This window comes from uncultured Succinivibrio sp. (assembly GCF_902756765.1).
In the GTDB taxonomy this organism is placed as follows: Bacteria; Pseudomonadota; Gammaproteobacteria; order Enterobacterales; family Succinivibrionaceae; genus Succinivibrio.
Genome location: NZ_CACVSS010000031.1, coordinates 1 through 22583 on the forward strand (window position 1 = coordinate 1; position 22583 = coordinate 22583).

Genomic DNA, 22583 nt, shown 5'->3' on the forward strand with positions numbered 1-22583 from the left:
GTATTAAATTTATCCTGACCTTCTGCAGTATCAAGATTAAACTGTTTATTCTTGCTGATTGCATTTTTCAGCATATAAAGTAATTTGCTAAAAGAATCTGCTTTAGTTTTATCAGGGATTTGCAACGTCTTTAAGGCTGATCCGATTTTATCAAGCTGAGATGATGAAAGCCTCTTTAATACGGCTATACAATCATCGGATCCAAGCGAAAAGGTATTCAAGAGAGTTTTGGATCCAAACTTTCCATCCGGCTGTTTATTGTTATCATCGATGACAAAATCACCGCTATTATCAATTGTGCTAATAAAAGCTTTTCGATATTCTTCATTTTTATAATTAGGGAAAAGATTTTTTACAAACTTATCGATAGATTCTGTCTTGTTTTTATCTCCACCAAAAACCTCAGAATCAACCTTCAATAGATCAGAACTGGCAAAATAGTCAGGATTTCTATTTTCGTAGAATGCTTTCAGAACACTTTTGAAGAATGCTTTATTGTCATCTAGAGAATAAGAAACTTCATTGCCGTCACGATCAACTTCAGTAAAGTCTTTTTTTATTAGCTGAGCAAAAGCAATTTTTTCTGCAAAGTTTTTTAGCGCGTTAGTTTGTTTAGGATCAACCACGTGATTTTTTTTAGCATTTAAAATAAAGTTCTCCGCTGTAGTCTTCGCTTTATTATGTGCTTTCAGAAGATCATCAGCGGTCTTGATTGCCTGAGTGATTTTTGCAGGAGTAAGTGCATTTCCTGCTTTGATGGTTCCATTTGCCTGCATCGCCCTCATGGTACGGCGCAGATTATTGCTGATATCCTTGTACTTGTCATCGTTGATTAGTACTGTCCAGAAGGCCAAGGTGGCCTGGTTATTGGAATTTTGATGTCCAAGGCCGATATTTCTTGAAATAAAACCTAACGGACTGGTACTCAGTTTGCCGTCGCTCTTTTTAATGCGAACTTCTGCATCAGCATTGCTATGCTCGGCAATATTTTTAAAATCCTGAAGAGTTAGATTAGTGCTGTTGAATTTTGCGTTAAAATCACTCATTTATACCATCCTCTAATTCATAAAAAAAATTCTTTCCTACAATTTTTTGCAGACTAATTATTCTGATGACTCATTCATTTAGTACCTATAGAAACATGATGTTACTAGTGCTCAAAGGCTGATACTGATTTTCTTTTACAGCTTTTATAATGTTCTGAGGTCTCCTTGCGCTGTACTGCAATGCATCATTGTTCATGGTATTAACTTTTTGGGGCCATTCATCAGCGACCGATAGTGAACGGTTAAGACTATCGATAAATCCATCAGTGTCGGTTTGTTCGCTGCAAGGGTACATAAAATTCAGAGAAACCATACGTGTATCTTTGTGATAGCTAAAAGCTCCGCCATTAGTGATTGAAAACAGAAAGTTTGCTTCTAAAAGATAAGGAACAACAGCCGAAACTGCAGCAGGGGAGAGTGTTGTTTGTTCTACATAAATAATGCAGAGTCCAAGTTCTTCTTCAAAATGCAGAAGAGCATTTCTTTCTTCATAAATAAAGTTTGCGGAACAACCTTCTTTTAAAGCCAGATCTAAACCGGTTATTTCGTTGATTTTATTGATAATCTCTTCACTTTTCATGTATTACCAATGCCTTACCTTATTTAGAAAAAAATAATAGACCTATACAGTATAGGTGTAATTTTATAAAGATGTAACTACAAATAAAAAAATAATTAAAAAAAATATAAAAAGTTTGCGTTCCTTCAAATAATAGTTCTGATCGCTTTTGGTCTATAGGCTTTCTCTCACAAAATCTTTCTAAACACTGGAAGGTAAGAGTAGTAAATTTGATTACTTTAAATTTCTCTTAATAATTTTGTAAAGCTCTGTTCCTTTTGCTTAAAAGGAATTTGATTGAAAAGTTAAATTTGTATTTATAGCTAATTTAGACGAGAAGTTGAAAGCAAGAATGTCAGTCTTTTCTTTTATTCGTTAATGTACCTCTATTTGCATGTTCTGATAGTCAGTTTCTGTTTTGTTGGTATTTTGAAAGTAAATATTTTTGTAGTTCTAAAAAAAGAAAAAATGTGACTACAACTGCAATTTTTGATAAAAAACGAAATATTTTAATGTAGGGGAATTTAAACCACCAATAAATGATTTATACTTACATTAAAGTTAAATCTCTAAAGGATTAACTTTATATAAAAAGATAACTTGTGATTATCTTAGTTGATACAAATGACAGGCTGATAATTACGGATTTAATTAAGATTGAGCTATTGAACTTCCTTAAAGTTCTTCATATAGAAAGGCAGGAAATTTGAAATGATTTTAATTTGTTTAGTATTATCACATTTTTTTCTAAACATGAAGGCTAAAAAAAATAAAAAAATAATTTCTTCTTATAATAAGGAAGAAATACCTTGTGTTTAGGAGTTGTTTATGAGTATTCAGCAGTGCAGGCTTATCTTTGCAGAAACACTAAGGAATCTTCAGGTGGAGGGTGGCGATCTGGGCGATGAAGGTATGTGTCAGATGCGTCTGAAATATGACTGGATGCCAACCATAAATTTCTGTTACATAGAGCCTAAAGATTCCTTACTGATTTTTGCTGAAGCTGGCTTTATTGATTCTAATGGTGAAGATGAAGTAATAAAGGATTTCATGCATCGTCAGTTTCTATTTAATAAAAGTAAAGGTATTACCTTCTCACTTGCAGGAGACAATAATGCTCTTACTGTTCAGCTGATGCTCGATGTAGCTGGTCTTAGCGTCACTAGTCTGGGCGATGCCATTCAAGATTTTGTAGATGAAGTTCGCTTTGCGGTATTTAGAGTTAACGATATTGCTGAGGATGATTATGGTTTAACCTACGGTACAACTTATACGAATTCAATAATAGTAGGATAATGATTTCGGAGGTCAGATATGTCCGATCCAATTGGCAGAGTCAGTGGTTCAGGTTTTACTGATACAACAGATAATAATCAGGAGCCCAATAGAACAGAAGGTGGTTTTGGACCAGGCAGAGCACCTAATCCATCTGATAGACATGTGAATGTCTCTCTTAAGGGTGCTATTGTTTCTATGTATTCACCTATTCCGGATAATTATAAGACTGCTATTGATATGATAAAACAGCCAAAACCAAGCAACTCTTTTAAAAATAAACTTGGTAGAGCTATTTTATGGATCGTAAACCTTTTTAAAGGGGTGAAATCCTCTAAGACACTTTCAACTGAAGAGAAACTTGACTCTTTAAGAAACAAGAAGGCTCTTCCCCTTCCTGACAATGTAGTGAACAAGGGACGACCTTACTCTGCAAGTCTTGGCCAGTATGCAAATCTATGTGGTTTTGACTCAAAGGGAATGAAAGTTGATTACTTTTATGATTATAAAAAAGAACCTGATAAGGATTACAGGCAGGTTCTATTCCCTAAGGGAGAGCCTAGACTAGCTGATATTAAACAGAATCCAGAACTGCAGGACTGCTGGTTCCTCTCTGCAATTACAGCTACGCTGCATACCCAGGGTACAGAGTCCATTGAGAGAATATTTTCTGAGAGTAAAACTCCTGGAAACGTAGTTATTCGTCTTGGAACCAACCTCTATGATGTTCCAATGGGAAGAATTGCTTCAAGCGGTGGGGATAGGTTTGGAAGTAACAGTGCGCCTTGGGTTGTTGCTCTTGAAAATGCGATGCTGATTCATCTGTCTTTATCGGAAGATAATCCTGATATTAATAATCCTAAAGCTATTGAAGTTTATAAGCGCAGAATTCAAATTCCATTACGTTCAGCTAATGAGGGCGTTGTTGCCTTACGCGGCTGCAGTTATACCGGTGAGAATACAGGTATAAAAAAGATAGGATTAAACTTTACTTCTGCACAGGATGGATATGAAGCTATTTCAACTCTATTAAGTCGCGGAAAACCTGTGGTGATTGGTCATAATGGATACAATCAGAAGGATGTTGCTCTCAGAGATGGAATTGCACCTAACCATGCAGTTACGGTCTTAGAGGTTATTCCAAAGGGATTTAAGGTTCTTGACCCTTATGGCCAGGTTAAGACTCTAAATAAGGAAAGCATCGTTGATTACACTATGTTCTCAATCAGAGAAACTGATGAGCCAGATGAGGATTATGCTTTTACTTTTACAAAAGATGTTGATCTTCCAGAGGAAGCACAGAAATCCATTGAGAATAAGGAAGACGATTTTTAACGTGCAGCTCTCGTTTTATTGAAATTTTAGGTAGAGACTAAGTAATACGAAATCATGACGAACAAATTAAAATCCTGCTGTCGTAGTAGAATGCTCGGCAATTCATATAGCCGATGTTGTTCACTACAAATTGCTCCTGTTATCTAGTTTACGAGATAACTTATAAATTGATTAAATTGATGCAGGAGGTATTGCATTAAGTGACCTGTTTCAATTTTTCGAAAGAAAAACTGAAATAATTACAACAAACTCTCAATTTTTTTTAAATGTCATTATCGCCATATGCATTTTTTTTCTAAAATGAGGTTAAGGAGGAGATCGTGAGGGGTGTTGTTTTTATAAGACTGTTTCATGATTTTTAATCCATACAGATTTAATCTAGGATAATCTGTTGAAGAGTTGGGAATCGGAATTATTGTTATTTTTTTAGTAAGGAAATATAAGATGTTTACTGAAGAAGAACTGAATGAAAGCATTGCAGAACTGAATGAAATCGAACAAGAATTAAAACGTCTTGATGCCCTTTATGATTCTGTAAAGTCACAGCTTCCAAAGGAAGCCGCTAATTTTGATGTAAGAAATCTTCCTCATGACGCAGTGCTAGATCAAATGATTGAAGAGGCTAAGCGTAAGGCTGAGGCTGAAGGTAGACAGCGTGCAGCTGTTTATGAAGATAAAATTCGTGCTAAGAAAGGCGGAAGTGCTCCTAAAGCTAAAGCTGGTCCAAGACGTGGCATGATGGCATAATTGAATTTAATCTAAAAAAAATAGGGGCTGAGCTCCTATTTTTTTTACCTTAATCAAATAGTTGATTTAATATATTAAGTATAATCCGGTGGCCTTGCTATACTTGAGATGTATATACTGATTTTTAGGTGAAAAAATGAATCCATCTGTTATTGAACTGATTAGACAATCAATGTTTCTGGTTTTGATGCTTTCACTTCCTCCTATCTTTGTGGCATCAATAGTTGGTCTTTTATTCAGTTTATTTCAGGCTATCACTCAGCTGCAGGAACAGACTCTTTCATTTGGTATCAAGCTTATAGCTGTATCCATTACTTTGTTTCTGGCGGCAGGCTGGATGACCGGTCAGATCATGCAGATTGCCCAGACAATCTTTGAAAAGTTCTATCTGCTGCAGTAAAAGAATATGGAAAAATTAGTTGTCTTGCTGTTGGAATCAGGGAGTAGGGAATTAGTTATCTTTATTCTCCTGGCGATGACCAGACTTATTGTCCTTATTTCTTTTACGCCTTTTTTCGCTCCGAAGATAGCAACTATCGTAAAACTTCCTTTATGTGTCGTATTTATTCTGCCTGCCTTCCCTATATTCATGGCACAGGCAGATCTTCAGAAAAACATGGATCTAAGTGCCTTTGTAATATGCGCGCTGATTTTTAAGGAAGTTGTTATAGGATTTTTGATTGCTTTTATTTCAGGTGTGTTTTTTTATGCGGCTATGGCAGCCGGTATGATTATTGATAACCAGAGAGGTGCGAGCCAGGCTCAGGGCGGTGATCTGCTTGATGAAATGCAGAATTCTCCTTTTGGTTCGGTGCTGATGCTTTCTCTTGTGATCCTTTTTTATTCTACAGGTGCTATTGTTTCATATCTTGCCTTTATTCTAAGCTCATATACTGTCTGGCCTGTATATGAGGTACTTCCGGGGGTAACTGCCGCAAAAGTAGCAGAATATGCAGGTTATGGTCTGAATACCCTTATGGCTACAGCGATGGTTATTTGTTCTCCATTCGTAATTGTGGCTCTGATGACGGATATTTCCCTTGGTCTGATTAACAGATTTGCTCCACAGTTGAATGTTTTCATTTTGTCTATGCCTATTAAGAGCGGACTGTGTGCAACATTAATTGTGCTGTTTATTCAGCCTTATATGGAGATAGGTGAAATCTATTTGAATAAGATGAGCAATATGCTGATGTATCTTACTAAATTATTCTAGATTCGGGAGCACTATTATGTTTTACAAAGTAAAGGTGCATAACATTCTACCTTGCAGTTTTATAAATTCTTTTAAACTGCTGCTGGTCTTTACCCTCTGCTTCTGTTTTACTTCGGAGTCTTTTGCTTCACAAAAAATTCCTTCATGTCAGAATAACCCTCCTCTAAAGGTTGCCGTGATGGCGGCGGGACTTCAGAAGAATTCTCTCACTTTTTTTTCTCAGATATTAAAAAAGCTAGGTGATGATGGCTTTGTTGCTGAGAACAATATTTCCAAGACAGTTGATCTTAGAAATAAGTCTTCATACAGGAAGTATGTTACAGATGCTTTAAAGGGGAAATGTCTTGAATTTCCTTCAGAATTATCTTTTGTCTACAACTGGGAGCCGACTGTTTTAAAGGACACCATTGAATCCCTGTCCTCAAAGATTTCTAATAAAGAGATTGATTTAATATTTGCTTTAGGCGATATAGCAACCAAATATCTTGCTGAAGATGATATTGATATTCCTGCTATCTGCTTTGATACAAACTCTACAGATATGCTTAAAAGACTGGCAAAAGGGAAAAAAAATATTGTTATCGTAGATGATTCAAGAAATGTCAAAGATGATATCTCTCTTTTTCACACTATGTTCGGTTATACCGGTTTTGGATTTTTTAGAGATAAGAATCATCTCTATGATATGTACAATGCTTATTCTGATGTAATGTTATTTGCAAAAGAGAAAAACTTCCAGATTAAGGTATGTGAGGGTTCTTTCTTTGTTCCTGATGTTCAGTTAGCCAGAGAAGAATTTGTTCGCTGTACTACTGAACTTTCTAAAGAATCTATTACAGCTGTTTTCCTTCCAGAACTTGGTAATGCTGTTGATTTAGCCAACTTCTATACTCAGCTAAGACCTCTGCTTACAAAGAAAATTCCTGTCCTCTCTTATGATTCCAAAGCTCAGGTCGAGGCTGGTAGCCTTTTAAGTGTTTATGATCCAAACGAGTATACTCGTGCTACATATGCAGCTGATGTTATAGAAAGACTTGTTTCAACCAATTTTGATTATAGTTCTATAGCTGATAAAAAGCACTTGTCCGTACCTCTGTCTTTTGGTGTAAATCTTAAGACTGCCTCACTTGTTCAGTGGCGACCTTCATTTGATGTGCTGGTGGCAGTTGATGACATTTTTCATACTATCAAAAGCAAGTAGGAACCGTTCTTTCAAAAAAATAAGAGCGGCTATAGGTTGGATTTTTAGTCATTAGACTGGTGTGTATAGTTTAACTGTTAAAGACTGGTTATAGAGAATACAGGGGAGAGAAGAAACAGTATGGATATAAACTCTTTTGCATATGGGGGAGTTTATCTTTTAGGTTTTCTTCTGTATGTACTGCTTCCATCTGCTGTTTTCTCTTTGAATCTTAAACTTGTCCTTGCTCTTTTTGCAGCTAATGGTGCAATTATTGGCGGGCGTCTTGGTTATATAATTTTTTATGAGCCTCTTTATTATTTACATAACCCTTTGGAGGCTATAGAGCTATGGAAAGGAGGAATGTCTTTTCATGGCGGTGTATTAGGATTAGTCGGTGGCTGCTATCTGTGTGCTTATCTGACAAAAGCAGGAAAAGAGACTTTTATGAGGGGAGTTGACCGGGCTTGTCTGATTGCTCTTTTAATCATTCCTCTTGGGCGGTGCTGTAATTTTATAAATGGTGAGCTGTGGGGAAGAGTAACGTCAATGCCATGGGGCGTGGTTTTTGAAGGAGCTGATGACAATCTGCGCCACCCTGTCCAGCTTTATGAGGCTTTCTTTGAAGGTCCGGTGTTGGCAATCCTGCTTTTTATACTGTATAGAAAAAAATACCTTACAAGACCTCTGCAGATTTCCTGCTGGTACCTTTTAGGGTATAGCTTTTTTAGGTTATTCACAGAGTATTTCCGAGAGGCTGATGCAATGATAGGGTATTTTTATGGCCTTACATTAGGGCAGATTCTCTGTGTTTTCTACATGCTTGCATGTATTGTTTGCATGAGAAGAATAATGTGAGTTTAGCAATGGATGTATCCTAATATTTTGATCTTAAATCATTTGTGGCAATTCACATTTACAGAAATATTAAAACAGTTGAGAGTATAGGCAATCTATAATCTAAATGTATTTAGCTTTTAAGTTAAGAGGATGTAAAAGTGGAAATAAATATTAATGCTTCTCCTGATAACGGAAGTATTTCTGTTATTGAGGTAGAGGGTAGAATGGACGCTTTAAGCGTAGGTGAATTCGAGGAAAAAGTAATTCCTCAGTGTTCTGTTGATGGTATAACCGGATATGTAATTGATTTTTCCAAACTGATATATATAAGTTCTGCAGGCCTAAGAGCGATTCTTAAAGTTGCCAAGCTGTGTAAGGAACAGGGACGAAAAGTTGCTATCTGCAATTTGGCTCCAGAGGTTCATGAGGTTTTTAAGATCTCAGGATTCGACTTGATTATAACTGTTTGTGAAAACCTGGATAGCGCCAAGACAGCAGTTGCTTAACACAGAGGTAATTTGCAATGATATCTATCAAACTTCCTGCAAAAATTGAACAGCTTGAGACTATAAACGAAAAACTCAAGGATTATCTGACCGGAAATCTTGAGCCTTTACTGATGAAAACCCAGCTAGTTGTCGAAGAGCTGCTTGCCAATATATGCAACTATGCGTATGACGGTAAGGGAGGCAGTGCAGAGTTCTCCTGCGGAGTTGTTACCTTTGACGGTGAGCCTTATATCCGAATCTCCTTTATAGACAGCGGTAAACCTTTCAATCCTTTCAAGGAAGAAAGAAATCCTCATACAGAAGATGCAGTTGATATTCGTCCTATAGGTGGTCTTGGTATTCATTTTGTGAAGAACATGTCTAACCACTATATCTATTCACGTATTAAAGACTGCAATGTTGTAGATATTTTTATTGAAGCCAAAGGCTATTGTGAAAAGTAATCTATTGATAATGCTGCTCTACAGTGATAGACGAAGTGAATCTTTTTTATTGGAATAAGTAGATGAGTAAGCCTGTAAAGAGCACTAGACTCAGATTCAGCTTCAAGACAAAGGTTATGCTCTTGTCTTTGTGCCTGCTTATTGTGCCCTTACTTCTGTTCTCATACTATTCCTATGATGCTCTGAAAAAACACATTGTTCAGGAGCAGAAGGAAGCTTTAACCTCAGAATCACATGTTTTGCAGGAATTTGTCAGTGAAAACTTCCAGTGGGTTTTAAGCGAATCAATAGTTCCTCTTTTCTCCATCAGAAAAACTAACGAAGAACAGCTTTTTCTCATCAAAAAAGGTATTACTCAGGCAATGTCCTTTAGAGATGACAATCTTATGGAAATTGCTGAAGACTATATCCTAGGCGCTGGAAACACCAATAGAACCTCAACTTTTATCTCCAATACATCCAAGCCATATAAGGGAATGTTTGTCTCTGAGAAATCCAGAAGGCTTCTTGAATCAAGACTTGGAAGTGTAACCGATAAGACTTTGGCAGATCTTATTAGAGACAGAGATTTGGAGAAGGATAAGTTTTATCACTATTATTTTATAAATGGACGCAAACACTATCTAGGCTCTCTTACCAAGCTTACTGATGATTACGTAATCTGTTTATTTCATGATATTACTGAAACAAAGCAGAACTATGACGATAATTTTCTTGAGAAAGCTTTTGCCCTAGATCTGGTAAGCACTATTACGGCTATTAACCGAATTGATCCGGATTCAACAAATATCTATGTTTTTACTGACGATCGTAAGTCAATCATTAGAAAACAGGCTTATAAACTTCCTGATACCTTAGATGAAAAATATCTAGATATTGCAAGAACTAATGATGTCTGGGAAGGATCTCTGGATGAAGATAATTATGCCTATATCTTCTATTTCAAGCAGACTGGCTGGTTTTTCGTTTATTCGATTAATCTTGCAGATGGAGTTTCCGCTCTGAATGACTCGATGGAGATCATCTGGATTATTACTATCCTTCTTGCCGGAACCTGTATATTCCTATGTTCATCAATTTTGAGAAAGCCTTTAAGCTCTCTGACTAGTATTGCAAAAACTGCCGAATATATTGAGCATACTGATCTGACAAACAAGGAAGAAATTGCAAAGATTGCTCAGATGCTTCCTGAAAAGTCCAATGATGAGATCGGTATGCTTTCAGAAACCTTAAAGGAAATGTCATGTTCGGTTTCTGATAAGGCTATTGAGCTTCTTTCAGCAAATGCTCAGAAACGTCAGCTTGAAGGTGAACTTAACGCTGCAAAAGAAATTCAGATGGGTATTCTGCCTGAGTCGTTAAAGTTAAGTGAGTTTAGTCCTCTGAAGCTTTCTGCTCTGCAGGTTCCTGCCAAAGAGGTTGGCGGTGATCTATATGATGCCATCTCCTTTGATGAAGATAGGATTGCTTTAGTAATCGGAGACGTTTCTGACAAAGGGGTTCCGGCTGCACTTTTCATGGCTATGACGGTTATTCTTATAAGAGAATGTGTTTCTCTAAAGATGCCGGTTGAGCAGATAGCCCTTGAGCTTAACAGAAATCTTTGTCAGCACAATCCTAATATGATGTTTGTAACTCTTTTTGTAGGTGTGCTGAACAAGAAAACCGGTGAATTATCCTATGTAAACTGTGGACACTGTGTGCCATATATCTTCTCGGATGGTAATGTAGATACTATTGAAGGTCTTAGCGGACCTGCAATTGGCGTTGCTCCTGGCTTTGAATACAAATCATTCTCAACAAATGTTCCTCTGAACAGTAATCTGTTTTTCTTTACTGACGGTGTAAGTGAAGCACAGAATCCTCAGCTGGAACTGTACGGCGAGAAGCGCATTGAGCATTTCCTTAAAAAACTTAAAGAAACAGATCCTGAGCGAGTCTGTTCTAAGATGATGGGGGAGCTGATTTTATATAGAAATAAAGCAGCTCAGTCTGATGACATTACGATTCTCTGTGTAAGAAATTAATATATGATTAAAACGTTGAAAAGTTTTTCTTCGCTGAGTTTTAAATCAAAGCTTTTAGCTTTGATTCTGGTATTTGCCATTCTGCCTATTCTGGTGGTCGTGGCCGTGCTTTATTACACTCAGACACAGGCTGCATTGGAGAAGAATCACTTTTATCAGACCTCAAATAATATTATGTTTTCAGAGATCTTTGACAGTTACTATTATCGTACTGTGGTCTCTGATATGGAGGTCTTAAACGGCAGACGTGTTAAGCTCAGACTGATGTCTAAGGCTATTCTTGATGCTTTTTCGCTTAATGATGAAATGTCAGGTTTTATCGGTAGCAGCTCTATTATTCGCAACATAATGTTTGAGAGCACCAGAGCCTCTGGGCTGATGCCATTTATCTTTGATAAAAAGAATCCTGATAACTCTTATTTTGTCAGAGCTGATTACAGGCGACTTTTAAATTTCAGCACTATTCTAGGTCTTCCTCTTAAGGATTTCCTTGCGCAGGGATCTTTTCACAATCCAGGAACATATCATGTCTTAAAAGATAATATAAATAAAGATGTTTATCTTGTGAATATTACCTACATGGATGAAGACCGTATTCTTGTTGTAACAGAAAGCCAACAGGATCTGGAGAACGATTTTAAGAATGTAAAAGGTCAGATCATTGATGCCTTAAACAATGTTATTAAGCCAGAAGGCAGAGCGCTGTCCTCAAACAGAAGGCTATTGACTTTCATTGTTGATTCCAATGGAATTCAGGTTGCACCTGTACTAAAAGAGGGGACAGAAGCTCTGGTGTTTGACCAGACTATGCGTTCAAATATTAAATCTTTATTTAATCAGAAGCGGAATGTTTCCTTTGTTAAAAGTCTTAATGGCATTGACTATCAGATGATGGGTTCCTACTACAATCAGATGGGGGTTTATATTGTTTCTGCCACCCCTATAAGTGATATTCTGCGAACTCAGCGAGACGAAACCAACAAGTTTATTATTATTGGCGGTATAGTGGCTTCATTTGCGATTCTTATAGCCATGATACTAGTTTCTGATCTTGCTAAACCTTTATCTTCAGTAACTCATTACACCAAGGATATCGCCAAACTTGATTTAAGAGACATTATAAGCGTCAGACGTTTTATTAACAGGTTTGACAGACAACGCAATGATGAAGTGGGAGAGATTTCTAAGGCAATCTCCAAAATGATTATCAATCTGTCCTCGAATATCTGTAATCTGCTTGAGACACAGGATCGTCAGCGTAAGATTGAAGGTGAACTGAATACAGCTAAGGATATTCAGCTTGGTATTCTGCCGGATAATCTTGATAGTCAGCGTTTTGTTCCTCTTAAGATAAAAGGTAAGATGATTCCTGCTAAGGAAGTGGGAGGTGATCTTTACGATGTTATTGAGCTTGACGAGGATAATGTCGCCTTTGTGATTGGCGATGTGTCAGACAAGGGGGTTCCTGCAGCTCTATTCATGGTAATGACTGTAACTATCGTTAGACAGTGTTTCTCTCTAAAGATGTCTTCTGCCGCTGTTATGAACGAAGTTAACAAGATTCTCTGTACCCATAATCCTAATATGATGTTTGTAACACTGTTTTTAGGAGTCTTGAATCGCAAAACCGGAAGTTTTACCTATGCCAACGGTGGTCATTGTCAGCCTGTTATCTGTCATGACAATAAGGTAAGTGTGCTTGAAGGCTTGAGTGGTCCTGCACCTGGTGTAGCAGCCGGCTTTGAGTATAAGGAATTTAGCAGTTTAATTGAGCGCAATTCTAGAATCTTCCTGTATACGGACGGAGTCAGTGAAGCTAATAATGAAGCTAAGGAACTGTTTGGCGAGAATAGAATATATCAGAATGTTAATAAATTCGGAGCGCTTGATGTAAAAGATTTCTCCGAGAGTATGTTAAATGAGATTCTCTCATACAGAGGTGCTGCGCCTCAGTCTGATGACATAACTATGCTGGTGGTTGACTATCCTCAATAGGTCTTTGCAAGCTAGAAATTCTTTAGTGCCAATATTATTTATCCATTCTTTCTCATTAAAAATGGAGCTGCGCCTGACAAATCCTGTTATTTTTTCTAACATGAAAAAGAAAAGGAGCAATATTTCTATTGCCCCTTTTTAAAGCATTATAATGAAATCTTATGACTTGAGGATGCTCTGCTGTAGCTGAGCTCCGGTCTTAATCATATCTGAAGAGCCTGAAACGTAAGCGTTGTACTGACCCATCTTATCCTGAAGCTTAACCATCTGAGTCTGATTATCTGAGTTGCAGTTTTCTGCCTGGTGCTGAAGTGAGGTTAACAGAGAATCAATTCTGGTGGAATCAATCTTACCGTTAAAGTCTGTTGCAGAAATACCGCCTGTTTCCATAGCAGCAACTGCTGCAGTTAGAATTGCCTTGTATTTCTCAAGCTCCTTTAGACCGCCCTTGAGCTCATATTCCATATGAATGTTGTCATCGCCACGGGTCATATCAGGAAAGTTCTTTTTGCCTACGCTGTCTGTCAGAGTCTTTAACTCTTTATAGACATCATTTGGAAGATTGTAGCAATCGTCTTTTCCATGCTTATAAGGCTTTAAATCGCCAGTCTTAATATCGTTAAGCATCTTTTTATAGGTATTCTCAGCCTTGGAAATGGTTTCAAGCTGTTTCTTCATATCGTCAATATTGGTTGGAATCTTGTAATCACCAATGGACTTGTCATCTTTGAACTGTCTTAGTTTATCAGCTGCGGCCATAAGCTGTTTTGCACGGTCATTCTGAGTTTTCATGTCATTAATGTATCTTGTAGCAGAATCCTTGTTGGTTTTTGCGATTTCAAGCTGAACCAAAGCTGCAGCAGCAAAAGGACTCATGCCTTTCATATCGAGGCCATTAATGTTCATGTTGCCGTTTGCATTGTTTACACCGTTAATCTGTGCCATATTCTGTACCTTCTGTATGTAGTGTGAGTTTAAAAAAAAACTGTTTAATAAATTTAACCTTTGTCTATAGTATAGAAGCAATATCTTTTTTGTAAAGTATAAAATTTACTCTACATTATAAAAAAGTGTCTTTTGACTGTTTTTGTGATACATGTTGGATTAATCAGCAGATTTTTTTACACCTTTTTATTATTTCTAAACGGTTAATGTACATTTTAAGTTGTCAGATCCTGACCTTAAGCTTCTCTTTTTAATATAGTATTAACCGTCAGTCCTGTCTTATTTCCTGTCTGTATATTTGACCCTAATAAAAAAATTTCTGAGTTATTAAAGCGATTCGCTCTAAATAGGAGTTAATGATATTTGCTCTAAGAGAAAAATTTGTTGATAAGGTAATTAAACCTGATCTGCTTAAGGATGCTGAGAATGTTGATTGTTTAAGACTTGTGTTTTTCAAAGAGCTTCTGCTGGCAAGAAAAACAATCTCTGGTTGTATCAGCAAGATAGCAGAAAACGAGAAAAAGGCTATCTATTGACATTGATAGGCTGAATACTATTACTGATGTTGTAGAGTTTTGACGTTGAATTTACTTCGTTCACCTTTTAGTCATTTCTGAAGTGTCATTATTAAAGTATATTGGGTGGTTCCTCTCATTGGTTCAACTTAATTAGTGGAAAAAGCTAATAATGGAAAATGGATCCTGTCATTCAATATTATTTCAGGATCATTCAAATGCGGAGACGAGTTGAACATTAGAGCATATTATGATGACCAGCTGATATTGCTGTGTTGCTTTCAATTCTATATCCTCTTTCTTTTTGGACTGCGGTCCTCAAATAGAGACATGAACAGGAACAGAAATCTTTTATCCTCATGATTCTTTAATTAAGTTTTATACTTGAGAAGAAAAATGCACGATAGAAGGCTTCGTATAAACAACGTTAGAGGTCGATATTCTTTTTGATAAGGCATATTGTTGAGGGGGTCAAACACCCAAAATAAAGGCCTCACGTTTTTGTGAAGCCTTATATAACCTTGAAAACTTCAGAACTAGTTTTAGTTTCTCAGAATGCTCTGCTGCAACTGAGAACCGGTCTTAATCATATCTGATGAGCCTGATACATAGGCATTATACTGACCCATCTTATCCTGTAGCTTAACCATCTGAGTCTGGTTGTCAGAGTTACAGTTTTCTGCCTGATGCTGCAGAGAGGTAATCAGCGAGTCAATGGACTGAGTATCTAACTTAGACTTTGACAGCATTTCCTTTGGAATAGTTCCGTTTTCTGCAGCCTTAATCATAGTATTTAAGAACTCTTTGTACTGCTTGATTTCCTTCAGTCCATCATCAAGCTCATACTTGAAGTGAAGATCGTCGAAGCTACCGTCAGCGGTTCTGACAATATTAGGAAAATTCTCATGACCGGCCTTGTTTACAAAATCATGTAGCTTGTCGTTAGAGGTCTTATCAAGCTTATATAGATTATTGCTATCTGGTTTTAATGTACCAGCAGCAATCTGTGCTTCCATTTTCTCGTAGGTTGCCTCTACATATTCAACGTCAGCCAGAGTTTTCTTCATAGCTTCTAAATCGCCAGGCAGATTATACTTAGAGTATGCTGGATTGGTATTGATTGACTTTAAAGCATCGGCCTGTGCTAAAAGTCTTTTTGCCTGATCATTCTGAGCCTTCATATCGTTGATATATCTTGTTGCCTGATCCTTATTGGTCTTAGCAATTTCAAGCTGAACTAATGCTGCAGCTGTAAAAGTACTCATGCTGCTTAGATCTATACCATCAAGATTCATTGATGAAGATGCGCCAACGCCATTAATCTGTGTCATAATCTGTACCTTCTTAAAATTGTCTGTTGTGGTTTATAACCAAAAACTTTAACCTTTTATCCGAAGTATAGAACCAATAAATTTTTTGTAAAGAATAAAATTTGCTCTACATTTAAAAAAATATATAAATTTTGATTTTAATCAAAAAACTTGAAAAAATGCTTAAATATACCTACTGGTATGGGTAAAATTTTTTCACAGACATATTTCTATCTTTCGTTTGACTGAGGACTGTTAAAACTCATTCTTCTTGGTGTGGAAATCTTCAAGCTCGCTTTCTTCTTTTCTTTCGTTTTCAAGACGCTGCATTTCAAGCCATATTTTCTTATGCTCTTCAAGCTTGTTCAGATCTGCTGTTGCCTGTTTTACTGCATTTTTTGCCTTATCCAGTTCGATCTTAAGCGTTTCCTCTTCATTTTTTAGCACTCTGAGTTCGTCCTGAAGTTTGAGTTCTCCAATATTCAGATTGGCAAGATCCTGTTTGAACTTTTCAAAGGCTTCGTTGCTTAATTCCTTGAACATAACGCTGTCATAACGTCTTACAGTTTCCTCTTCCTTCCAGACCTTGTAATCCTCGATTTCCTGAATTTTCTTTTTGATGGCGGTCTGGGCCTGTTCAACTTTTTTCTGCGCAAGCATACGATTCCTCTGCGCCTCATCTACTCGATGAGCACGAAGTCCTATCAGTTTTGCCAGCGGATAAGTAGCCATCAGATCTTCTTTAATGCCTCAACGTAACGCAGTACCTTGGCGACTGGAATCAGAAGATCGTCTGGTATCTGCTCTCCCTCATTACCCTCTGCATAAAGTGCTCTGGCAAGAGGTGGTTCTCTCATTACAGGAATCTTTTCCTCTTCTGCAACCTTGATCATGCGTCTTGCAACATCATCCTTGCCTTTTGCAAGAATTACCGGAATTGGCTGTTTTTCTCTGTCATAGTCAAGAGCAACTGCATAGTGGGTTGGGTTGACCACCACCACCTTGGATTTTTTTGTCTGCCCTAAAGTGTTGGAATTTAACAGCTCCTGATGCAACTGCTTTCTCTTGGATTTAATCATCGGATCACCTTCTGACTCCTTGAATTCTCTTTTTACTTCGTCAGGAGACATCATATGATCCTTGGTAAATTTGAATCTGGTGTAAAGGAAATCTGCCAAAGCAACAACAAGGAATGCTCCGATAGCAAAGAAGGCTAGTTCCTTTAGCATTACTCCCATCATTACCCATACGTGAGAAACATCAAGATAAGGTAGTACGAAAAGCTGTCTTAGATTATTCAAAAGGGCAATTTTCACAGCAAATGACAGGACCACAACTTTTGCAACATTTTTGGCAAAGTCAAACATATTCTTTTTAGAAAATACTTTTTGAACCCATTTTTTAGGATTTAGGTTTTCAAGTTTTGGGGCTGCTGCTTTTGGGGCAAATAAAAATCCGATCTGTCCTAAATTTGCAAGTAGGGCTGCGCACATGGCAATGATTACCACTGGTGCGGCAATTCTGAGCATGATTAAAAGCGTAAAAGCGCTTAAACGAGGCCAGGCCTCTTCGAAAGGAAGCTTTAATGTATCTTCAATGATCTTACTTACAAGATCACTTAGGAGAGAGAACACATCCCCTGATGCAACCATAAAAAAGGCTGCAACACATGTAACAATTAGAGCAGAAGGTAATTCCTGTGACTTAGGTACATCACCTTTTTCTCTAGAATCCCTCAATCGTTTGGGGGTCGGTTGTTCTGTTTTCTCGTCTGCCATAAGTTAATCCGTTTTTTTCTGCTTATTTTAAATAGAAAAGCATATTTTATATAGAGTTACGCTCAAAAGTAGTGAAATTACGCAGAAAAATAGTTTTTTTATAAAAAAATATGTGATCATAATCTTATTATCATATATAGTGCAAAAAAAGTATGAAAATTTTGTATTATATTGTCTATACTATAAAAAAGTTAAATTATTTTTAAATTTGCAATAAGCGTTTGGTTTATTGTCTTTTTTTCCGTTTAATATATAAATGTAGGTTTATGTTTCCTTTGCAGTGGGCAGAACCTAATTAAAAAATTCGAGGTGTTTTATGTCTGATATTAATGGTATTCGCAACCCATCCGGTTTTGATCAGCAGAATGTTCCTGGCAGCACTAGTACTACAGGTCCTGCTTCTGGCGGTATGATTAATGGGGTTTCTGTTGAACCGGCGGATATTGAGAAGTCATTATTTGAAGATTCAATGGAAGAGATGACTTTCTCTAAAGATAATTCTAAGCAGACAAAATTAGCTCTTCGTAAGCAGAAAAATGCTGATGCTCGCCTTGCTGAGCTGCTTAAGAAGATGCAGGCTGCTGTATCAGAGAAGGTTAATGCAAAGTCTAAGACTGAAGATATTCTAAAGAGAACTTCACGTGTTGGTTGTACCCCTCGTGAAATTGTTGATTCTCTTAAAGCTCAGGGCGGACACGATGCTGAAAACTATGCATTACTGCTACAGCTGATTTCTAAGGAAAAAGATCCTGTTAAACAGAAACTGATGCAGGATGCTGCTGATGAAATATTCAAGCAGAATGAAAACGGCATTAAGGCAGTTGTTAATGCCATGGATGTCTCAGAGGACAACTATGCAGGTTTAAGTCTTCTGGATAATGCTGAAAACTATTCAGATGCTCTGCTGAATTTCAAGGATGGTATGTCAATGCTGTCTTTTATCCACGAAAAATATGGAGAGAAATTCGAAGAAGGTCTGGATTTTATCAACAAGGCCCTAGGTGCTGATCTTGAAGCTGCTCAGAGAAGTCATGAGCCTGCTTTCCTGAGATCCGTTTCAGAAGGACTGGAGCAGACTAAGGTTCTGTATTCATGCTTTGCCCACGAAGAGGTAATGCTCGATCGTCTGGATAAGATCCACGGCATTGATACAACAAGCATTAACAAGATTGAATTTGTTGAGAAGCTTGGTGAACTTGTCAAGTCAACCTTCGTGTCTCCTGGTGACATCAGAAATCTGTTAATTACAATTAACGCAAAGGATCCTGCTCAGGAAGTTGTTATTTGTCAGGAGTTGAGCAAGACTTTGAAAGATATGTCTGATATTTTCTATGAAACGCCAGAAGCTCGTGAGCGTATCAATGAGGCCTGCACAGTCCTGATTGATAATAAGATTCGTGCGGAGGATGAATGGCTGGAATCACAACAGTAGTAGATCCTGAAGTTGTCAGGAGGGAACTGTTCCGTTTTGGAAAACGCATCGGCATGACAAACATGCCGATGTTTGATGAGAATAATGCTTTGTCCTTTGGTGTAGATGGGGCAAAGCTTACTTTTGAACTGAATGCTGACAGAACCTACCTTGCTGTAAGTTATGCAGTTACTCCTGAGATAACTGAAACTGACCGTTATCTAAAAACAGCATTGGAAAAGACTAAGTACAGCGGTGGTTATGTCTACAGTGCAACATATGTGGATCCTCTGATTATCTTTACCACTTCTCTGCCGAATCCTTCAATTTCAGCAGAGGCTTTTGAAAAAATTCTCTTTGGATTTATTAAACTTTGGAATGAGGTAAAGCATGGCCACTAGAATTAATGGAAGCTCGAATCTTCTTAATTCCAATATCGGATTAGATCAGGTTCTAGAAAGACCAACGACACAGTCTCATCTGCCTAAGAACGCGACTTATGTTCCAGTGGGGAATCCTAATATCCGTCTGGAGAATATGTATAAAAAACGTTCTGTTGACAAGCGAATGATGTCAAAGGCAAAACCAAATATTGATAATCCTGATGAACTTGATCCGGCAAATTTCTCAATGAATTTTGAAAGTGCTGTTGAAAAGCTTGCGGAGTTTGATACTCCTGCCACAAATGATTTTTCTCAGGAAGTTGCAAATCCACTTATGGAGAATCAGCTTCTGCTCAAGATCTACAAAGGCTTTATGGTTGGGGGATAATGTCTTAAATGCAAAAAAAGACTCTAACCAAAAAAGAAATCAGGGCTCTTGAGATGATTGGCTTTCTTTTCCTTAATCTAGGGGTAGTAAGGAAGGCCGAAAGTACTATTAATGCGATCTTGGTTGTTGATCCGAACAATTCCTGGGCTTTTTATGCTCGACCTATTCTATATTTTCTAAAAGAAGACTATGAAACTGCAATTTATTTTGCAGATATCGTCCTGCAGATGAAGAATTTTGAGTATGATCTGCTGGAAATAAAAAAATTGAAAGCAAGAGCTTTGTTTATGCTAAACAGGCAGGAAGAATCTTCTAAGCTTATCAAAGAGATAAAACAAGAAATCGACGCACGTAGTGAAATCGAAGAGCCTGAGGCCTGATTCTATAAGGATTACCAATGTCATTCATTAACTCAGCAAGAACTTCTGTTGGTCTGGTAACCAAGCACGCCGATATTATGCTTGTTGGCGCGGTTATTGCGGTTATCGCCCTTATGATTCTGCCAATGCCAACGCCACTGGTGGATCTGCTTATTTCCATGAATCTTGCCGTTTCATTCATAATTATGATGATGAGTCTTTACACGCCGTCTGTGCTTGGTTTCTCATCTTTTCCTACGGTTCTTCTTTTTACAACTCTTTTCCGTCTTGGTCTTAACATCTGTACCACACGTCTGATTCTTCTTCAGGCGGATGCCGGTGAAATTATTTTTACCTTTGGTGAATTCGCAGTAGGCGGTAACTTCGTTGTAGGTGCAGTGGTATTCATCATTATTGCAATTATTCAGTTCCTTGTTATTGCTAAAGGTTCTGAACGTGTATCCGAGGTTGGTGCCAGATTCTCTCTGGACGCAATGCCAGGTAAACAGATGTCAATCGACGCTGACTTAAGAGCTGGTTCTATTGATGCAGAAGAAGCTCAGAGACGTCGTGACGAAGTTGGACTTGAAAGTAAACTTTACGGTTCCATGGATGGTGCCATGAAGTTCGTTAAGGGCGATGCGGTTGCAGGTCTTGTGATTGCTGCTGTTAACGTTATTGCCGGTACCATTATCGGTTCAAGTATGAATGGTCTTGGCCTGTCAGATTCCCTTAAGCTGTACGGTATTCTCACCATTGGTGATGGTCTGGTTTCACAGATACCTTCTCTGCTGATTTCTATTTCTGCCGGTATTCTGGTTACCCGTTCTGGCGGTAAGGTTGATAACGTAGGTGAGCAGATCGGTGGAGAAATCTTTGCTCGACCAAAGGCTCTTAAGGTAGCTTCTGCAATGGTGTTCCTCTTTGCGCTGGTTCCTGGTTTCCCTAAGCCTCAGCTGTTTTCTCTGTCTGTTCTCATGTTCCTGATCTCATATGGACTTGAGAAAATGACCAATCAGCCTAACATTTCTGAACCTGATATTAAGACTCAGTTGGTAGATAAGACTCTGGCTCCAGCTGTAAAAGGAAATGGAAAAAAGGCAAAGCGCAGTGCAAATGCGGAAGAGTTTTCTCCGATTGTGCCTATTATTCTTGATCTTTCTAATGAGCTTTATGAAGAGCTGGATTACGCAGCACTTGATGAGCGTATGATCGATCTTAGAAGTGCTCTTTACTACGATCTGGGAGTTCCGTTCCCTGGTATTAATCTGCGTAATAATCCAGGCTTGCCGGGACTTTCATATGCTCTGAATCTGGATGAGATTCCGATTGCAAGAGGTATTCTTATTAAGGGAAAACTTCTCGTGAGAGATCAGCCTGAAAATGTAAAAATGCTGGGTATTGATCTGGAGCAGGGCGAAGACTTCCTTCCTGGAGAAAAGTCCTGGTGGGTTGAAAAGAAATTCAAATCCGACCTTGAAAAAATTAATATTACAGCTTTGGACTTTGAGGATATCATTACTCTTCATACTTCCATTCTTCTAGCTAAACATGCTGGTGACTTTATTGGTATGCAGGAAAGTAAGTATATTCTTGACAAGATGGAAGAACGTGCCCCTGATTTGGTACATGAGGCTACACGTCTGCTGCCTCTGCAGAAGATCGCAGATATTTTCAAGCGACTGGTACAGGAGCAGGTTTCAATACGTGATTTAAGATGCATACTTGAGAATATCATTTCCTGGGCTCCCCGTGAAAAAGATATTATTATGCTTTGTGAATATGTCCGTGTTGGACTGAAGCGTCAGATCAGCTATCGCTACACTGCAGATCAGAATCTGTTGCCGGCGGTATTGATTGATCCTAATGTGGAAGAAATTATCAGAAAGTCTATCCGACAGAGTTCGGCTGGTTCTTTCCTTGCTCTCGATCCAGACAGCACAAAGAAGTTTGTGGAAGAGCTTAAACGAATCAGATCATCTACTAATAAGAGAACCGTTATAATTGCGTCTATTGATATTAGACGTTATGTACGTCGTCTGATTGAAGGTGAGTTCTATGATGTTCCTGTACTGGATTATCAGGAGCTTACACCTGAGGTTTCTGTACAGCCTATTGAAAGAATTCGCTTCTAGCTTGAGTTTTATCTGAGCTAATTCTTTTTATAAAATTTTCCTTAACAGAATCTCCTTATTGCTATATGCCCAAACTTTGCGAGCTCTAACTGATCTATAAAGTTTGGGATCTTAAATGCTCCTTCGGGAGCATTTGTCATTCAAGAGCCTGATAAGGAGTCTGTATCTCCTGTTCTAATTCTTCCTC

General features: G+C 37.8%; 23 protein-coding genes. 17 read left to right on the top strand and 6 right to left on the bottom strand.

All coding sequences use genetic code 11. From position 1 onward, the window contains the following. Positions 1-1046: hypothetical protein (locus QZU45_RS06055; RefSeq protein WP_295352926.1), on the bottom strand; the 1046-nt coding region annotated here is incomplete at its 3' end. Between the two features lie 85 nt (positions 1047-1131). Then, positions 1132-1626 (bottom strand): type III secretion system chaperone, encoded by a 495-nt coding sequence (locus tag QZU45_RS06060; protein ID WP_295352929.1) that lies wholly within the window; start codon positions 1624-1626, stop codon positions 1132-1134. 807 nt (positions 1627-2433) lie between these two features. Between QZU45_RS06060 and QZU45_RS06065 the strand changes: the two genes are divergently transcribed. The 11 genes from QZU45_RS06065 to QZU45_RS06115 all read left to right on the top strand — a co-directional run bounded on the left by QZU45_RS06065 (position 2434) and on the right by QZU45_RS06115 (position 13172). Continuing rightward, positions 2434-2901, top strand: coding sequence for a type III secretion system chaperone (locus QZU45_RS06065; protein WP_295352932.1), 468 nt, complete (start codon positions 2434-2436; stop codon positions 2899-2901). An 18-nt stretch (positions 2902-2919) separates the two neighbouring features. Beyond that, positions 2920-4215 carry a hypothetical protein gene (locus QZU45_RS06070; protein WP_295352935.1) on the top strand — a complete coding sequence of 432 codons (1296 nt, stop codon included), beginning with the start codon at positions 2920-2922 and terminating at the stop codon, positions 4213-4215. Between the two features lie 444 nt (positions 4216-4659). Continuing rightward, entirely contained in the window at positions 4660-4962 is a 303-nt protein-coding gene (locus QZU45_RS06075) for a hypothetical protein (protein ID WP_295352937.1), read from the top strand. Positions 4963-5098: 136 nt separating this feature from the next. Further along, positions 5099-5362, top strand: coding sequence for a type III secretion system export apparatus subunit SctS (sctS, locus tag QZU45_RS06080; RefSeq protein WP_295352940.1), 264 nt, complete (start codon positions 5099-5101; stop codon positions 5360-5362). A 6-nt stretch (positions 5363-5368) separates the two neighbouring features. Next, positions 5369-6178 carry a type III secretion system export apparatus subunit SctT gene (sctT, locus tag QZU45_RS06085; protein WP_295352943.1) on the top strand — a complete coding sequence of 270 codons (810 nt, stop codon included), beginning with the start codon at positions 5369-5371 and terminating at the stop codon, positions 6176-6178. A 16-nt stretch (positions 6179-6194) separates the two neighbouring features. Next, on the top strand, positions 6195-7379 hold the full coding sequence (locus tag QZU45_RS06090; RefSeq protein WP_295352946.1) for a hypothetical protein: 1185 nt from the start codon (positions 6195-6197) through the stop codon (positions 7377-7379). A gap of 120 nt (positions 7380-7499) precedes the next feature. Next, positions 7500-8216: a prolipoprotein diacylglyceryl transferase gene (gene lgt / locus QZU45_RS06095; protein ID WP_295352949.1), complete on the top strand. Its 717-nt coding sequence runs from the start codon at positions 7500-7502 to the stop codon at positions 8214-8216. A 140-nt stretch (positions 8217-8356) separates the two neighbouring features. Continuing rightward, the gene (locus QZU45_RS06100) at positions 8357-8704 is read left to right on the top strand and encodes an STAS domain-containing protein (protein WP_295352951.1); all 348 of its coding nucleotides are present in this window, start codon (positions 8357-8359) and stop codon (positions 8702-8704) included. 17 nt (positions 8705-8721) lie between these two features. Continuing rightward, entirely contained in the window at positions 8722-9150 is a 429-nt protein-coding gene (locus tag QZU45_RS06105; protein ID WP_295352954.1) for an ATP-binding protein, read from the top strand. Positions 9151-9212: 62 nt separating this feature from the next. Beyond that, complete coding sequence (locus QZU45_RS06110) at positions 9213-11177, top strand: SpoIIE family protein phosphatase (RefSeq protein ID WP_295352957.1); 1965 nt, start codon at positions 9213-9215, stop codon at positions 11175-11177. Between the two features lie 3 nt (positions 11178-11180). Beyond that, a complete protein-coding gene (locus tag QZU45_RS06115; RefSeq protein ID WP_295352960.1) occupies positions 11181-13172 on the top strand; it encodes a SpoIIE family protein phosphatase in 1992 nt (663 codons plus the stop codon). A 159-nt stretch (positions 13173-13331) separates the two neighbouring features. Here the strand turns inward: QZU45_RS06115 and QZU45_RS06120 are convergent, their stop codons facing one another. Beyond that, complete coding sequence (locus QZU45_RS06120) at positions 13332-14117, bottom strand: hypothetical protein (RefSeq protein WP_295352963.1); 786 nt, start codon at positions 14115-14117, stop codon at positions 13332-13334. Between the two features lie 356 nt (positions 14118-14473). Here QZU45_RS06120 and QZU45_RS06125 point away from each other — a divergent pair, with 356 nt between their 5' ends. Next, a complete protein-coding gene (locus QZU45_RS06125) occupies positions 14474-14653 on the top strand; it encodes a hypothetical protein (protein WP_295352966.1) in 180 nt (59 codons plus the stop codon). A 521-nt stretch (positions 14654-15174) separates the two neighbouring features. Here QZU45_RS06125 and QZU45_RS06130 read toward each other — a convergent pair. The 3 genes from QZU45_RS06130 to sctU all read right to left on the bottom strand — a co-directional run bounded on the left by QZU45_RS06130 (position 15175) and on the right by sctU (position 17720). After that, positions 15175-15963 carry a hypothetical protein gene (locus tag QZU45_RS06130; protein ID WP_295352969.1) on the bottom strand — a complete coding sequence of 263 codons (789 nt, stop codon included), beginning with the start codon at positions 15961-15963 and terminating at the stop codon, positions 15175-15177. 234 nt (positions 15964-16197) lie between these two features. After that, the gene (locus tag QZU45_RS06135; RefSeq protein WP_295352972.1) at positions 16198-16674 is read right to left on the bottom strand and encodes a YscO family type III secretion system apparatus protein; all 477 of its coding nucleotides are present in this window, start codon (positions 16672-16674) and stop codon (positions 16198-16200) included. Then, positions 16674-17720, bottom strand: a complete 1047-nt coding sequence (sctU, locus tag QZU45_RS06140; protein ID WP_295352975.1) for a type III secretion system export apparatus subunit SctU — start codon at positions 17718-17720, stop codon at positions 16674-16676. The genes QZU45_RS06135 and sctU overlap by 1 nt, the downstream gene beginning before the upstream one ends. 316 nt (positions 17721-18036) lie before the next feature. Here sctU and QZU45_RS06145 point away from each other — a divergent pair, with 316 nt between their 5' ends. From QZU45_RS06145 to sctV, 5 genes are read left to right on the top strand one after another with little or no spacing between them, the layout of a single operon-like run. After that, on the top strand, positions 18037-19152 hold the full coding sequence (locus QZU45_RS06145) for a TyeA family type III secretion system gatekeeper subunit (protein WP_295352978.1): 1116 nt from the start codon (positions 18037-18039) through the stop codon (positions 19150-19152). Then, positions 19131-19532 (top strand): type III secretion system chaperone, encoded by a 402-nt coding sequence (locus QZU45_RS06150; protein ID WP_295352981.1) that lies wholly within the window; start codon positions 19131-19133, stop codon positions 19530-19532. The genes QZU45_RS06145 and QZU45_RS06150 overlap by 22 nt, the downstream gene beginning before the upstream one ends. After that, the gene (locus QZU45_RS06155) at positions 19522-19902 is read left to right on the top strand and encodes a hypothetical protein (protein WP_295352985.1); all 381 of its coding nucleotides are present in this window, start codon (positions 19522-19524) and stop codon (positions 19900-19902) included. The genes QZU45_RS06150 and QZU45_RS06155 overlap by 11 nt, the downstream gene beginning before the upstream one ends. Positions 19903-19910: 8 nt before the next feature. After that, positions 19911-20282, top strand: a complete 372-nt coding sequence (locus QZU45_RS06160) for a hypothetical protein (protein WP_295352988.1) — start codon at positions 19911-19913, stop codon at positions 20280-20282. A 17-nt stretch (positions 20283-20299) separates the two neighbouring features. Further along, positions 20300-22396 carry a type III secretion system export apparatus subunit SctV gene (gene sctV / locus QZU45_RS06165; protein ID WP_295352990.1) on the top strand — a complete coding sequence of 699 codons (2097 nt, stop codon included), beginning with the start codon at positions 20300-20302 and terminating at the stop codon, positions 22394-22396. The last annotated feature ends 187 nt before the right edge of the window (positions 22397-22583 follow it).